Annotated in this window: 15 protein-coding genes and 1 tRNA gene; 10 read left to right on the top strand and 6 right to left on the bottom strand. The window is 69.8% G+C overall.

All coding sequences use genetic code 11. The features are described 5' to 3' along the window. Positions 1-1284, top strand: coding sequence for a nucleotide sugar dehydrogenase (locus AB0B66_RS31765; protein ID WP_360536912.1), 1284 nt, complete (start codon positions 1-3; stop codon positions 1282-1284). A 67-nt stretch (positions 1285-1351) separates the two neighbouring features. Here AB0B66_RS31765 and AB0B66_RS31760 read toward each other — a convergent pair whose 3' ends face one another. Beyond that, positions 1352-2488 (bottom strand): glycosyltransferase family 2 protein, encoded by a 1137-nt coding sequence (locus AB0B66_RS31760; protein ID WP_360536910.1) that lies wholly within the window; start codon positions 2486-2488, stop codon positions 1352-1354. Between the two features lie 202 nt (positions 2489-2690). On the opposite strand from AB0B66_RS31760, the gene galE reads away from it, so the two are divergent. Next, complete coding sequence (gene galE, locus AB0B66_RS31755; protein ID WP_360536908.1) at positions 2691-3743, top strand: UDP-glucose 4-epimerase GalE; 1053 nt, start codon at positions 2691-2693, stop codon at positions 3741-3743. Positions 3744-3835: 92 nt separating this feature from the next. After that, positions 3836-4705 (top strand): aldo/keto reductase, encoded by an 870-nt coding sequence (locus tag AB0B66_RS31750; protein ID WP_360536906.1) that lies wholly within the window; start codon positions 3836-3838, stop codon positions 4703-4705. Between the two features lie 4 nt (positions 4706-4709). Here the strand turns inward: AB0B66_RS31750 and AB0B66_RS31745 are convergent, their stop codons facing one another. Next, positions 4710-5345 carry a DUF5701 family protein gene (locus AB0B66_RS31745; RefSeq protein ID WP_360536904.1) on the bottom strand — a complete coding sequence of 212 codons (636 nt, stop codon included), beginning with the start codon at positions 5343-5345 and terminating at the stop codon, positions 4710-4712. A 111-nt stretch (positions 5346-5456) separates the two neighbouring features. Here AB0B66_RS31745 and AB0B66_RS31740 point away from each other — a divergent pair, with 111 nt between their 5' ends. After that, the gene (locus AB0B66_RS31740; protein WP_360536902.1) at positions 5457-6548 is read left to right on the top strand and encodes a sigma-70 family RNA polymerase sigma factor; all 1092 of its coding nucleotides are present in this window, start codon (positions 5457-5459) and stop codon (positions 6546-6548) included. Positions 6549-6599: 51 nt separating this feature from the next. Here AB0B66_RS31740 and AB0B66_RS31735 read toward each other — a convergent pair whose 3' ends face one another. Beyond that, positions 6600-7016 carry a hypothetical protein gene (locus AB0B66_RS31735; RefSeq protein ID WP_360536900.1) on the bottom strand — a complete coding sequence of 139 codons (417 nt, stop codon included), beginning with the start codon at positions 7014-7016 and terminating at the stop codon, positions 6600-6602. A 156-nt stretch (positions 7017-7172) separates the two neighbouring features. On the opposite strand from AB0B66_RS31735, the gene AB0B66_RS31730 reads away from it, so the two are divergent. The 3 genes from AB0B66_RS31730 (at position 7173) to AB0B66_RS31720 (ending at position 8923) form a co-directional block, all read left to right on the top strand. Further along, complete coding sequence (locus AB0B66_RS31730) at positions 7173-7706, top strand: hypothetical protein (protein ID WP_360536898.1); 534 nt, start codon at positions 7173-7175, stop codon at positions 7704-7706. A gap of 92 nt (positions 7707-7798) precedes the next feature. After that, positions 7799-8287 (top strand): hypothetical protein, encoded by a 489-nt coding sequence (locus AB0B66_RS31725; RefSeq protein ID WP_360536896.1) that lies wholly within the window; start codon positions 7799-7801, stop codon positions 8285-8287. 15 nt (positions 8288-8302) lie between these two features. Next, positions 8303-8923 carry a hypothetical protein gene (locus AB0B66_RS31720; protein ID WP_360536894.1) on the top strand — a complete coding sequence of 207 codons (621 nt, stop codon included), beginning with the start codon at positions 8303-8305 and terminating at the stop codon, positions 8921-8923. Here AB0B66_RS31720 and AB0B66_RS31715 read toward each other — a convergent pair. Next, a complete protein-coding gene (locus AB0B66_RS31715; RefSeq protein ID WP_360536892.1) occupies positions 8849-9379 on the bottom strand; it encodes a hypothetical protein in 531 nt (176 codons plus the stop codon). The genes AB0B66_RS31720 and AB0B66_RS31715 overlap by 75 nt on opposite strands. Before the next feature lie 159 nt (positions 9380-9538). Between AB0B66_RS31715 and AB0B66_RS31710 the strand changes: the two genes are divergently transcribed. Continuing rightward, the gene (locus AB0B66_RS31710) at positions 9539-10099 is read left to right on the top strand and encodes a barstar family protein (protein ID WP_360536890.1); all 561 of its coding nucleotides are present in this window, start codon (positions 9539-9541) and stop codon (positions 10097-10099) included. A gap of 225 nt (positions 10100-10324) precedes the next feature. Continuing rightward, complete coding sequence (locus AB0B66_RS31705; RefSeq protein ID WP_360536888.1) at positions 10325-11323, top strand: hypothetical protein; 999 nt, start codon at positions 10325-10327, stop codon at positions 11321-11323. A 143-nt stretch (positions 11324-11466) separates the two neighbouring features. Here AB0B66_RS31705 and AB0B66_RS31700 read toward each other — a convergent pair. Continuing rightward, positions 11467-11539: transfer RNA gene (locus AB0B66_RS31700), tRNA-Arg, on the bottom strand. A 132-nt stretch (positions 11540-11671) separates the two neighbouring features. On the opposite strand from AB0B66_RS31700, the gene AB0B66_RS31695 reads away from it, so the two are divergent. Next, positions 11672-12919, top strand: coding sequence for an MFS transporter (locus tag AB0B66_RS31695; protein ID WP_360536886.1), 1248 nt, complete (start codon positions 11672-11674; stop codon positions 12917-12919). A gap of 184 nt (positions 12920-13103) precedes the next feature. Here the strand turns inward: AB0B66_RS31695 and AB0B66_RS31690 are convergent, their stop codons facing one another. Beyond that, positions 13104-13568, bottom strand: coding sequence for a DUF4442 domain-containing protein (locus AB0B66_RS31690; RefSeq protein ID WP_360536884.1), 465 nt, complete (start codon positions 13566-13568; stop codon positions 13104-13106). Positions 13569-13715: the final 147 nt, after the last annotated feature.

Genomic DNA, 13715 nt, shown 5'->3' with positions numbered 1-13715 from the left:
ATGAAGATCTGTGTGGTAGCCCTGGGAAAGATCGGCCTTCCGCTCGCGGTGCAGTTCGCCGCCAAGGGCCATGAGGTCATCGGCGCCGACGTCTCCGAGCGGGTCGTGAGCCTGGTCAACGACGGTGCGGTGCCCTTTCCCGGCGAGACCGACCTCGACGTCAAGCTGAAGGAGGCCGTGGCGGCCGGGCTGCTGTCCGCGACCACCGACACGACCGCCGCGGTGGCCGAGTCCGACGCCGTCGTCGTGGTCGTGCCGCTGTTCGTCGACGCCGACGGTGTGCCGGACTTCGGCTGGATGGACAGCGCCACCCGCGCCATCGCCGCCGGGCTGCGCCCGGGCACCCTGGTCAGCTACGAGACCACGCTGCCCGTCGGCACCACCCGCAACCGCTGGGCCCCGATGCTGGAGGAGGGCTCCGGCCTGACCGCCGGCCGGGACTTCTCCCTGGTGTTCAGCCCCGAGCGGGTGCTCACCGGCCGCGTCTTCGCCGACCTGCGCCGCTACCCGAAACTCGTCGGCGGCGTCGACGAGGCGTCGGCCGCCCACGGCGTGCGCTTCTACGAGGCCGTGCTCGACTTCGACGACCGGCCCGACCTCGACAAGCCCAACGGCGTCTGGGACCTGGGCTCCGCCGAGGCGTCCGAGCTGGCCAAGCTCGCCGAGACCACGTACCGCGACGTCAACATCGGCCTGGCGAACCAGTTCGCCCGCTTCGCCGACACCGTGGGCGTCGACGTCACCAAGGTCATCGAGGCCTGCAACACCCAGCCGTACAGCCACATCCACTCGCCCGGCATCGCCGTCGGCGGTCACTGCATCCCGATCTACCCGCGGATGTACCTGTGGAACGACCCGGCCGCCACCGTCGTGCGCGCCGCCCGCGAGGCCAACGCCGCCATGCCTGAGTACGCCGTCAACCTGCTCGCCGACGCGTACGGCGACCTGACCGGCGCGAACGTGCTCGTGCTGGGTGCGGCGTACCGCGGCGGCGTGAAGGAGACCGCCTTCTCCGGCGTCTTCCCGACCGTCGAGGCGCTGCGGGCCCGGGGCGCGAACCCGTTCGTCAGCGACCCGATGTACACCACCGAGGAGCTGTCCGCGCACGGCCTGCCGCCGCACCAGGGCGAGGCCGTCACCGCCGCGATCATCCAGGCCGACCACGCCGAGTACCGCAACCTCGGCCCCGCCGAGCTGCCGGGTGTCCGGGTGCTGGTCGACGGCCGCCGCGTCACCGACCCGGCCCGCTGGTCCGGCACCGACCGCGTCGTCATCGGCGGCTGACCCACCACGACGACAACGGCCGCCGCACCCGCGAGGTGCGGCGGCCGTTTCGTGTCCGTGGGGACGGTCAGTGCGTGCGGTCGAGCACCGTCGCGTCGACCTCGGTGCGCTGGCGCGGGACGGCGGCCGCGGTCGCGGGCACCGGCAGGCGCAGCGCGGGGGCGGCCTTGCCGGAGCCGCGCAGGGCCGTGAGCCGCTGCGAGGTCAGCCGGTGCGCCAGCCGCAGCAGGGTGTACGCCCCGTAGGCGTCGTAGCGGACCAGCCGGTGCTTCAGCCCGCCGAGGCCGCCCGGGGCCGGGTAACCACCGTCGGGCAGCCGGCGGCGGTAGTCCTCGACGATGCGGCGGAAGAAGGCCTTGCGCATGGACTGCCCGAGCCGCCGGTCATGCCCGATGATCACCAGATAGTGGTCGAGCATGATCCGGAACAGCGCGGGACGGAACTGCTCCAGCGCGCCGCCGGACTGCTCCATCACGTCGAAGACCCGCTGGTACTGGCCGAAGACTTCGAAGTGGCGGTCGGACACCGAGGCGGTGATCGCCCCGGGCGTCTGCTGGCGGTACAGGTAGCAGACCACGTCCAGCACGTCGATGGTGCCGGCCGCCATCAGCAGCGGGTGGCTGTACGCCGCGTCCTCGTACCAGCCCGCGTGGAAGCGCAGGCCGTTCTCCTCCAGGAAACTCCGCCGCGCGATCTTGGTGCAGGCCGACTGGGCCAGCCGCAGCAGTTCCGGCCGCCGCGACAGGTGCAGCGGCGTCGGGGCGTCGCCCAGCAGGCCGGCGGAGACCCGGGGCACCACGGTCCCGTCGCCGAACACCTCGGCGTGGTCGACGATCAGCACGTCGGGGTGGTGCAGCGCGAGCCGGTCGAGCACCACGCGGACCGCCCCGTCCGGCACCCAGTCATCGGAGTCGATGTACCAGACGTAATCGCCCTTGGCCTGCGCCAGACCCGCGTTGCGCGCGCCACCGAGGCCCACGTTGGTCGTCAGGTGCACCGGCCGCACCCGGGCATCGCGGGCCGCGAACGCGTCCAGGATCGCCCCGCAGCCGTCGGGGGAGGCGTCGTTCACCGCGACGACCTCGATCTCGTCACCGGGGTGGGCGAGCAGCGATTCGAGGCATTCCCCCAGGAACTTCTCCACCCCGTACACCGGTACGACGAACGAGATGCGAGGGGAGGGCGAGGGGGATTCATGTCTCACGTCAGCAAAGGGTGCCAGACGCGCACTACCGGCCGCCAGCCCCAAATGGCCACAAGATCCCCGCCGACGAGCCCTATCGACCGGCGCTGATATGGCTCCACGAGCTGTTTGCCTGGCCGGTGACGGGCCTGCTAACTTCGGCGTTCACGGGTGCCGGCCACCGGCATGCCGGACCGCGGGAGACGACGGGCCAGGACAGACGATGACGGACAGCATGCCGGGAGCCCCCACACACGGGGGCCTGAAGGTGCTGATCACCGGCGGGGCCGGCTACATCGGCAGCACGATCGCCACCGCCTGCCTCGACTCCGGCATCACCCCGGTGATCCTGGACAACCTGTCGACCGGCCGGCGTGAGTTCACCACCGGCCGCGCCTTCTTCGAAGGCGACGTCGCCGACGGCGCCCTGGTCGACCGCGTATTCGCCGAGCACCCCGACATCTTCGCCGTGGTGCACTGCGCCGCCCTGACCGTCGTGCCCGACTCGGTCGCCCAGCCGCTGCGCTACTACCGCGAGAACCTCGCCAAGACGGTCGATTTCGTCGACCACCTGCTGCGCAACGGCTGCCGCCGCCTGATCTTCAGCTCCACGGCGGCGATCTACCAGCCCGGCCCCGAGTTCACCGTCGACGAGGACTCGCCCATCGGCCCGGTCAGCCCGTACGGCCGGACCAAGGCCATGGTCGAGTCGGTGCTGGCCGACGTGTGCGCGGCCGAGGACTTCGCCGTGATCTCCCTGCGCTACTTCAACCCCATCGGCGCGGACCCGCTGATGCGCACCGGGCTGCAGTTGCCGCGGCCCACCCACGCGCTCGGCAAGATGATCGAGGCCGTGGAGACCGGCGAACCGTTCCGGATCACCGGCACCGACTTCGAGAGCCACGACGGCACCGGCATCCGCGACTACATCCACGTGTGGGACCTGGCCCGCGCCCACGTCGCCGCGCTGATCCAGTTCGACGAGGTGCTGGCCGGCGAGCCGGAGTCGCACCTGGCCGTCAACATCGGCACCGGCCGCGGCACCACGGTCCGCGAGCTGGTCGACGCGCTCGACGCGGTCCGCGGCGTGCCCCTGCCGACGGTCGCCGCGCCCCGCCGCGCCGGTGACGTCGTCGGCGCGCACACCCGGGTCGACCGGGCCCGCAAACTGCTCGACTTCAGCTGCGAATACACCGTCGAGGACGGCGTGCGGCACGCCCTGGAATGGGCCGCCGTCCGCGCCGAGCGACTCGACGCACCCGCCGACCGCGGCTGACCGGGCTCCCGCTTCCTCAGCCTGCCGGAACGTATCGGGCTAGGCTGATCGTCAAGGCGTGACATCCCGCGATCACCAGGCGAGGAGCACTCATGGCGGCGCAGAGCACCCTTCCCGCAGCGGCCTCGGGCCGCTTCTCCGTCGGCGGCGACCTGCCCGTCAACCGCCTCGGTTACGGCGCGATGCAGCTCACCGGCCCCGGCGTCTGGGGCGACCCGGCCGACCCGGACGAGGCCGTCCGCGTGCTGCGCCGCGCGGTCGAGCTCGGCGTCGACTTCATCGACACCGCCGACTCGTACGGCCCCTTCGTCAGCGAGATGCTGATCAAGAAGGCGCTGCACCCGTACCCGGAAGGCCTGGTCATCGCGACCAAGGGTGGCTTCACCCGGGCGGGCCCCGGCGACTGGCGTGCGGTCGGGCGGCCCGAGTACCTGCGCCAGCAGTGCATGCTGAGCCTGCGTCACCTGGGCCTGGACCGCATCGACCTCTACCAGCTGCACCGCATCGACCCGAAGGTGCCGCTGGAGGACCAGCTCGGCGAGCTGGTGCTGCTGCAGCAGGAGGGCCTGATCCGGCACATCGGGCTGTCCGAGGTGACGGTGCCGCAGATCGTGCAGTCCCGCGAGCTCGCGCCGATCGTGTCCGTGCAGAACCTGTACAACCTGGCCAACCGCAGCGCGGAGGACGTGCTGCGGCACTGCGAGGAGCAGAACCTCGCCTTCATCCCGTGGTTCCCGATGGCGACCGGCGAGCTGGCCAAACCCGGCGGCCCGCTCGACCGGGCCGCCGAGGCGCACGGGGCCAGCCCCGCCCAGCTCGCGCTGGCCTGGCTGCTGCGGCGCTCGCCGGTGATGCTGCCGATCCCGGGCACGTCCAGCGTGGCGCACGTGGAGGAGAACATCGCGGCCGCCGAGATCACCCTGACCGACGACGAATACCGCGAACTCGAAGCGGCCGTCTGACGGCTCAGGCCGGCAGCGGCGTACGCTCGGCCGCCGAGGCGAAGCCGAGCCAGGTGTGCCGGTTGCCCGCCCAGCACCAGCCGACCTTCGGCGCGTGCCGCCGAGCGCTGCCGTCCCGGCCCGTGCCGTTGCTGATCCACAGGGCCGGGGTCCGCGCGTCCAGTGACCCGTTCGCGCGCCGCAGCCGCGAGCCGATGGTCATGAAGCACCCGTTGCGCTCCAACGCGTCCGGCTGCTGGAGCAGCCACAGGATGCCCTCGGTGAGGAGCAGCGGCGTACGCCCGGCACCCGCGATCGCGGGCAGCGCCTCATCAGGACTCCAGTTCGCCATGGCGTCCCCGCGATCGACGCCGTGCACCAGGTACAGCGCCGACTCCGGCGGCACCGCGGCCTCGATCGGCGCGAACGCGTCGACGTCGGTCATGTCCTCCACCACGAACCCCGGCTTGCCGTCCCGTTCCAGCAGGGGTGCGAGCGCCGACGGCCGGACCCGGCCCGGATGGATCACCAGCAGCGCGTCCGGCACGCCGACAGCGGCCGCCTCGTGAACCTGCCCGGCCGTCAGGCCCGCCGCCTCGTGCAGCCCCAGCTCGACGACGCGGCGGGCCTGTTCCCCCAGGGCGGGCAACGGCGCGGTCATGGCGTACCTCCCATACGGTCAGGCCTGCGAACGTACCCTAGAACCGCGTGCCACTGACGGAAGTCGGCGCCCGGCGCAACCTCCCGCCGCCCCGAGGAGTGAGTACAGAACATGACCACCACGGCGTCGACCCCCGCAGCCGAGTTCGAGGGCTTCTACCACGCCCACTTCACCGGCACGGTGCTGCTCGTCTACTCGTTCACGGCGGACATGCAGGCCGCCCAGGACGTCGCCCAGGAGGCGTTCGCGCGGGCCTGGCAGCGCTGGCACCAGGTGTCGGGCTACCACGACCCGCTCGCCTGGATCCGCCGCGTCTCCATCAACCTGACCAACTCCCGCTGGCGCAGGCTGCGCACCGCCCGCTCCTATCTGGAACGGCAGCGCGAGGAGCACGCGGCAGAGGTCAGCCCGGACCACGTGGCGGTCGTGGCGGCCCTGCGGCGGCTGCCGAAGAACCAGCGTTCCGCGCTGGTGCTGCACTACCTCGCGGACCTGTCGGTCGAGGACGTCGCCCAGCACCTCGACGCCCCGGTCGGCACCGTGAAATCGTGGCTGCACCGGGGCCGCAGCGCCCTGGCCGACACCCTCATGCTGGAGACGCCCGAGGTCACCGCACCGCCGGCGCAGGAGATCCGGGACCGCGGGCAGGCCCGACGCCGCGTACAGCTGGCCGCCGTCACCGCCGGCGCCGCCGTCGTGGTGGCGTTCGTCCTGGCCGTCCTCACCGTGACCGCTCCCACCGCCACGCCGGTCGTGCCGGCCTTGGGGACCAGCCCGTCGGCGGCCCTGCCGCCCGGCTGCCTGCCCGGTCAGATCCCGGTCGACCTCACCCTTCCCGTCTCGGAATCGCAGGTGCTGGTCAACGTCTTCAACGGCACCAAGACGCCCGACCTGGCCGAAAACGTCGCCGCCGACCTCCGCAACCGGAAGATCACCGTCGGCACCGTCGGCGACGAAACCGAGTACCGCGACCTGGTCGCCGTCCTCCGCTACGGACCGGAGAGCGTCGGCGAGGCCCAGCTGCTGCGGGCTTACCTGGTCGTGGAGCCCGTCAAGCTCGAATTCGACCCCCAGCGCACGACCGCCGACGTCGATCTCGTGGTGGGCGGGCAGTTCAAGCAGTTCGGGACCCCGACCGAGATGCGCCAAAAGATCGCGCAGCTGGGACAGCCGACCCTGCCACCCGGCACCTGCAAGCGCTGACCGCCCGTACGTGCTCCGGCCGGGGGAACACCAGAGGTGTGTTTCCCCGGCTCAGGCGGTCGGCGTTCCGGCGAGGCGATCACCGAGTACGGACGGCAAGACGTCGGCGAGGATGCCGTATGCCGGGTCCCGGGTCAGCCAGAGCAGCTTGTGGCGCGACCCGTCGCGCAGCACCAGCCGCAGGCCGTGCGCGGTGATCCCCCTGACCAGGCGTGCGCCGGCCACGGACTCGAAGGTGACGACCTTGTTCGTCGCATGCTCGGCCAGGACGTGGGTGAGGGCGGCCTCGGGAAACTCGGCGCGGGGCAGGGGCACGGCGACCGTCGGCCCCCACCCGTTCGCCCTCGACGCCGCCTTGCTGAGACGCCGTCGCACCAGTCCCGTCGGCGTCAGCCACAGCTCGCCGTGAACCCAGTCGAGCCATCCCGTCGTGCAACTCCGGCTGATGCATTCGGCCACGCTGATCACGTGCGGGACACTAACGCCTTCCACCCGGCTGTGGGGGCGGTGCCAGCGACAGCCGAAATCCCCGCTCTGATGTTCCGGTGTTGCGGTACTTTGCCGCTGCAATGGCTGGTGCCATGACGAACGACAGGAGATCCGGTGCCACAACCACGCCTTCGCGTGCTTGACGTGGTCGAGGTTCGCATCCCGGCGTCGCGCCCGGCGGACGACCTCCCGGAGGCACCTCAGCGCGGGACGGTCACGGAGGTCCGCCAGTACCCGGACGGGCGCTATCGATGCACGGTGTGGAGCGCGGGCGACGAGGTCGCGTGCCTCTACGACGAGGAGTTCCTCGTGGCGACGGGGGATCGGGCAGCGCTCGCGGACTTCGCGCTCCCGGGGCCGTTTCGGGTCCGCCATGAAGTGACCGTTCTTTCCGGCTGCGGCGATCCGGAGATCTCCGGCCGAATCGGCGTGGTCGACGGCAGCCACTGCGAGATCGGCGACCCGCCGTCGGCGGCCATCGGCGTCTGGATCGAGGCCCTGGGTGCGGGCTTCGCCGTCCGCCCACAGGACCTCAGAGCGACGGGGAAACGGATGCCGGCGTCTTCCGCCGGCCCACGGCGCGGCAGCTCGACGCAGGTGACACCTGACGGAAAGATCCGCGGACAGTCCACCTACACGATTGTCGAATCCATCAAGGACGAGCTGTAGGGGCATTACCCGGTGACGACAGCGGGTCTCGAATCCGCCTCAACGGCTCAATCGCTGTGGCACCTGGTGTCCTCGTCGCCCAGAATTCGGCCGTGGCGTTCTCACTTTTCACTCCCGCAGGCAGCGAGCGCCTGACACCTGACGCACCGCAGCGGCTGTTTACGTTGATGGCGTACTGGATCGGTGTCGTGCTGTCGGTCGCGATGGGGATCAACGTGGTGGTCGATCCGGGAGTGGAACTCGCCGAGGCGTGGATGATGACCCCGTTCGTGGTCATAGCGGTGGTCGCCCAGCAGGCGTTGTCCGTGGGCGTCTTCGCCGGCGAGAGGGCGCTCCATCTGCACGTGGGAAATCAGCCCCTGAAGATTCCGTACGACCGCGTGGAGGCATTCACCATCCGGGCGCACCGGGAGAAGTCCCGGGTGCTGTGGGTGGACCTGCGAGACGGACGGCGCTATCCCACTCCGGCCTTCGTCGGCACTGGCGTCCGGACGGGCATGATCGCGCTGACCGACGCCGAGATGACCGTCTTGCTCGCGGAGTTGACCCGACGGGCGGCCCTACCGCAGCCCACGCCCTGAACCCGGATGCCGTACGTGACCGTCCACCGCACGCGCGCCGCTCAGCTGGCCGGGTTGACCGGCTGGACAGGTCACTGGCCACACCTGCCGAACTGGCGGGCGCTGGAGATCGCTTTCAGCCATGCCTTCCCAGCTGATTTCAAGAGTTACGCCGAGCTGTTCCCGCCCGGCGCGTTCGGCATGGTGCAGGTGTTCCACCCGTTCGACCCCGAGTTCTCCCTCCTCGGTGACACTCGCGCCTACGTCGAGCAACTGATGGCGCGCAACGATGCGGCGAACGACGAACCGGATCTCCCCCGGTTCGGCAACCAGCCCGGCGAGCTGTTCGCGTGGGGCACGGTCAACGGCGCGTACGAGCTGTGCTGGGAGATCACCGCCGCCGACCCGGACACCTGGACCTGCGTCGTGGCCGACATCCCGATGCGCTCGGTGGAGCGCTACGACGGCGGGATGCTCGAACTGCTGCTGGACGTGCTCGGCGGTGCTCCTGGGCGGATTCCGGCGCTCGCCTACCTCCGCGACCTCCTGCCGATGCCTTTCGGCCAGTACGGCACGAGCAGTTCAGTTCTGCTGCTTCAGCCTGGCGAGGTGGTCCCCCCAGGCCCACTCGGCGTTGCCCTCCATGAACCAGCCTGACCGCCGCAGCGGGATGTCTGCCGCCTCGATGTGGGCCAGGCAGAGCACACGGCGGCCGTGTGTCATCGCGCGCCAGGCGCAGTCCGCCACTGTGTCGAGCAGGGTCATGGCATCGTTGTATCGCTGCCCGGCGTAGACGCCGAATGCCTTGAGCACAAGGACGACCCCGGTCGCCTCCGCGGGAGCGTCTGCGAGGATCCCGCCCACCGATCCGCCGAGGCACTGCCAGCAGCTGTCGGACGGGCAGTCGTTCCATGACATCGCGGTCAGGTCGCGGAACATGTGTGCGGATATCAGCCAAGAGGCCTCGATCTCGATGAGGTGGTATCCCTCGCCACGCAGCCAGCCCATCACGTCGGCCAGCACATCGGCGGTACCGACCCGGGCGATGGGGGACTGGTTCAGCAGGCGGTAGTCGAGACGGTGCCTGTCCCGTTCATGGTCGAAGGCGGCCATCCGCACAGGATGCCCGCCGGGTCCGGCGACCCGCACGCGAATTAAGGGACGAGAGGTGGCGATCGTTGATCAGTGGTCTGACCCGGTGTTCCCGGCAGGAATCGAACCCGCGACCTGCGGTCCGGCTACGGCCAGTACGCCTCATGTGAGGATCCGGGTATGAACGCCTTCACGCTCACCGAGCGCCGACCGCCGTGGGTCGTCTTCACTCTCGAAGCCGACCCCTGGGTAGGTGCCGAAACGGCCAAGCTTCAGGCGCAGGGCGGGCGCGTGTTCCGGCTGGACGGCCGCGAGTTGCGAGAACCGGCCTCGCTCTTCGCCGCCTTCGCTCGCGAGCTGTCCTTTCCTGGTTACTTCGGCCACAACTGGCATGCGCTGGTGGACTGTCTGCACGACGGCCACGGCCACGGCAGCGATACGAGGGACATCGCCGTGCTCATCGACAACGCCGACGATCTGCACGGAGTCAGTTTCCTGGGCATCTTCGTCGCCGTGCTCTGCGACGCGGCGTGGAGGGCGAACTATCAGCTCGACTCCGACGGAATCCCCGACGAGTGGTGGTCGCCGTTCACCCTGCACTTCGTCTTTCTCCTCCGCGAGACCCAGCCCGACGCCTTCGCTGAAGCTGTGGCGAGCGACCCAGACAACAGAGTGACCATTCAGAACGGCCGCCTGACCGTGACGCTCGGCGAAGACTGGCCGACCCCGGACATCGACTAGGCAGTTCGGCGGCTTTCGGATGCATGATCAGGCTGGCGTCGCGGGCCGTCAGCAGATTGATCTGAGAAGTGCCCTGGCTCTGAACCTACGGACTAATGGCAGTACGGTCGAGTAAGGGCGGTTACGAACCCGGGCGCGTGACGCGGCGCGATGAAGGGCAACGGTGGTTGGCTGCGTTGCTGTACTCCGCTGCTGTATCGCGGCCAGCCGCGTTAGGTTGTCGCTGTGGAACGCGACACGACTGATGTGACTGTGGGCGGCCTGCTGAAGGCATCCGGCGTTGTGGAGGTCAGCTCGCCACTCGATGTCGCCGCCCTCAAACAAGATCTTCCAGCCGCCCACTTGATCCAGTTCAACGATCCCCTGACAGATGACGACTTCGGGGCGCTGGGAGAGCTGACGCGAAGCTTTCCCGACGTCGAACTGCGGGCTTACGGCGTCTACGGGCCGGTGACCCTCGATTTCCTCCGCCACCTCCCCCAACTGCGTCGCCTGAGCTTGGACCAGCACTGTCTCACCGACGTTTCAGCATTGAGCGAACTGCTGCCGGATCTCCAATCACTCGTCCTCGGCGAGACGCACGGGATGGTCGATCTGCGCCCACTCCGGCTGCGTGGGCTGCGCAGACTGGGAGTGGCGGGGCATCGAAGAGGACTCGCCGAGCTGGTCAACGGCAATCCGGATCTTCGATCGTTGTCGCTGCGAGGACTCCCGGTGGATCAACTACTGGGAGACGTGGAGCTGCCGAATCTTGAAGAGCTGAACTTGAGACTCGGTTCGATCAACGAGCTGAGCTGGGTGTGCCGATTCCAGGGCCTCAGACAACTCATGCTCTGGAGGGTCCGCGGAGTTGCCGATCTCGATGCGCTCGCGCGGCTGCCAGAACTCAGATGGCTCTGGCTGGACACCCTCAAAGCAGTGGAACGAATGCCGGACTTCTCAGCCTCAAGAAACCTGTTCCGAATCGATCTCGATAATCTGTCCAGCATGCGCACGGAGGATGCGCTGGCGGGCCTTGCTCGGGCAGAAGGCCTGGAAGAGCTCGGCCTGTACCAAGGACGCATACCGGTGACGGCGCTCAGAGCGCTGGTCGGGCATCCGAGGCTGAAGCGCGTCGCGCTCGGGCTCGGCAGTGCGCGCCGCAACCGGGAGGCTTCGACTGTCATAGACCTGCCGAGCCCAATATCGGTCTACGCGTACGCGCAGCGCAACGCCGTCTACTAAGCCGCTACTACGGTTTGGTGGCGATCTGTAAATCCGTCGCGAAAGCTACAACGGCGGCACCAGGTGGCCCGCGGCTGCGCATGTCGCCGATCGGCCGACGTGAGTCTTCCCGGTTCGGAAGGGGAAATGCCTGATCATCGAGGTGCCCCCGGCAGGAATCGAACCTGCGACCTGCGGTTTAGGAAACCGTTGCTCTATCCCCTGAGCTACGAGGGCGCGAGTGCACAGTCTAGCGACTGGCGCGACATCTCGCGGTACGAGGTCGTCGGGGCGCTCCGCCGTGTTCTCCACCCTGGTCAAGCCCCTCGCGCTTTACAAACCGTACGTACGTACTGTTGAATCCAGAGCGTGATCAGCAAGCTCCTCCCCGCCCCGGGCACCCCTCGCGTCCTCATGTTCGCCACCCTGGTGAACACCTTCGGCAACGGCGCTTACCTCACCACCAGCGCGCTCTTCCTCACCCGCTCGGTCGGCCTGAGCCCCGCCGAGGTGGCGATCGGCCTGAGCGCCGCCGCCCTGGCCGGCATGGTGCTGACCACCCCCATGGGCTACCTCGCCGACCGCCGAGGCCCGAAGCAGGTGCAGATCACGGCGCTGATCGTGCTCGCCGCCTGCTTCACCGGCCTGACCCAGGTCCACCACCTCTGGTCGTACGTGCTGATCGCCTGCGTGATCGCCGTCGCCGACGCGACGGTGAAGGCGGCGAACGGGGCGATGATCGCGGGCGCGGTGCCGCCCGGCGAGCGGGTGCGCACCAGGGCCTTCATCAGATCCACGAACAACGCCGGCATCGCGCTGGGCACCCTCGCCGGCGGCCTGCCGCTGCTGCTCGACGTGCGCGCCGGCTACCTGGCCGTGCTGCTGGGCAACGCGGTGACGTTCCTGCTCGCCGCGGCCGTCGTCACCCGGGTCGCGGCCGTGGCGCCCGCGTCGGCCCCGTCGGGCAGCCCGCGCATGGTCGCCCTGCGCGATCGCCCGTTCCTGACGTTCGCGCTGCTCGACGGGGTGGTGGCGGCGCTCTACAACGAGGTGCTGAGCCTGGCGCTGCCGCTGTGGCTGGTCGCGTACACGAGCGCCTCCGTCGCACTGGTCTCCGCGGCGCTGCTGGTCAACACGATCGGCTGCGTGACCCTGCAGGTGTGGGCGTCGCGCGGCACGCACACCGCGGCGGACGCGGTCGGCGTGGCCCGCCGCGGGGCGCTGGTCGTGGCCGCCTCGTGCGTCCTGTTCGGCCTGTCCGCGGGGCAGCCGTCGTGGCTGGTGACGGTGCTGGTGCTGGGGGCGTCGGTGGTGCACGTGCTGGGCGAGCTGTGGCTGTCGAGCGCGACCTTCGCGGTCGTCTTCGACCTCGCCCCGGACTGGGCTCAGGGTCAGTATCAGGGCGTCCACCAGACGGGGCGGCAGATCGGCAACATGGTGGGGCCGCCGCTGATCACGGCACTGGTCATCGGCTGGGGCGCGCCAGGCTGGACCGCTCTGGCAGCGGTCTTCGCGGCGGCGGGGCTGGTCGCACCACACGTCATCCGCTGGGGTCTGCGCAGCACCACCCGCCATACCTCGGCGGGCACCGTTCCGGCCGTACCCGCGGTCACGTGATCTGGCCGCGCGCCGCCTCGACCACGCTTTGATCGTTCGACTTGCCTGGCACCTGTGCGTATCTTGACCGCCCATTTGCACACCTGCCCGGCAAGTCGAGCGATCTTGGTGCGCTGCGCGACCGCACCAACCCGGCCGGATGCCAGGCTCGGCCGGGAACGGGATGCGCGCCCAGCCGAGAGATTCAGCGGTTGGGGCGCAGGGTCCAGACGATGGTCATCTCGCCGGTGGTCACTCCCGCGGCGTCGGTGATGACGATGTTCACCTCGAACTCGGGTCGCAGTCCGGCATCCAGTTCGGACACCACGTCCGCGGGCGGCCGCGACAGGGTGGCGGTCGCGCTGACCTCACCCATCGCCAGTTTCTTGTACGCGATCTCCGCGCGCACCGCGAGCGGCGTGGCCCGGTGCAGCTGGCTGCCGAACGCGGCGAGCACGATCGCGCCGGAGGCCGTCTCGGCGAGGGTGAACATCGCGCCGGCGTGCGGGCCGCCGACGTGGTTGTGCGTGGCGTGGTCGTCGGGCAGCGTGGCGACGGCGCGCACGCCGTCCGCGTCCACGGTGATCTCGGTGAACCGGGTGCCGATGGTGCGCGCGAACGGCACGGTGGCCAGCAGGCCCTCGGCGACGGCGTTGGCGTCGATCGTCATGCCCGCATGTTACCCACCGGTAACTAGGTGGGCAAGGCGGAAACGAAGATCGCCGTTTCGGGTCGGGTAAAGAGGGGGGGGGACCCGAATAGAGCCCAAAACCCGCGGAAGGAGGCGCGGGCCCCGGGGGGGCCCGGCGCCCCCCCC

Origin of the sequence: Catellatospora sp. NPDC049111, assembly GCF_040648615.1 — a bacterium.
Taxonomy (GTDB): domain Bacteria; phylum Actinomycetota; class Actinomycetes; order Mycobacteriales; family Micromonosporaceae; genus Catellatospora; species Catellatospora aurea.
The sequence above is the reverse complement of the archived record's forward strand: the minus strand, read 5'-3'. Positions and strand labels throughout refer to the sequence as shown.

Excerpts from the sequence above, each read along its gene's own strand:
- AB0B66_RS31765 (WP_360536912.1), top strand. The coding sequence starts at position 1 with ATGAAGATCTGTGTGGTAGCCCTGGGAAAGATCGGCCTTCCGCTCGCG.
- galE (WP_360536908.1), top strand. The coding sequence starts at position 2,691 with ATGACGGACAGCATGCCGGGAGCCCCCACACACGGGGGCCTGAAGGTG.
- AB0B66_RS31750 (WP_360536906.1), top strand. The coding sequence starts at position 3,836 with ATGGCGGCGCAGAGCACCCTTCCCGCAGCGGCCTCGGGCCGCTTCTCC.
- AB0B66_RS31745 (WP_360536904.1), bottom strand. The coding sequence starts at position 5,345 with ATGACCGCGCCGTTGCCCGCCCTGGGGGAACAGGCCCGCCGCGTCGTC.
- AB0B66_RS31740 (WP_360536902.1), top strand. The coding sequence starts at position 5,457 with ATGACCACCACGGCGTCGACCCCCGCAGCCGAGTTCGAGGGCTTCTAC.
- AB0B66_RS31715 (WP_360536892.1), bottom strand. The coding sequence starts at position 9,379 with ATGGCCGCCTTCGACCATGAACGGGACAGGCACCGTCTCGACTACCGC.
- AB0B66_RS31710 (WP_360536890.1), top strand. The coding sequence starts at position 9,539 with ATGAACGCCTTCACGCTCACCGAGCGCCGACCGCCGTGGGTCGTCTTC.
- AB0B66_RS31690 (WP_360536884.1), bottom strand. The coding sequence starts at position 13,568 with ATGACGATCGACGCCAACGCCGTCGCCGAGGGCCTGCTGGCCACCGTG.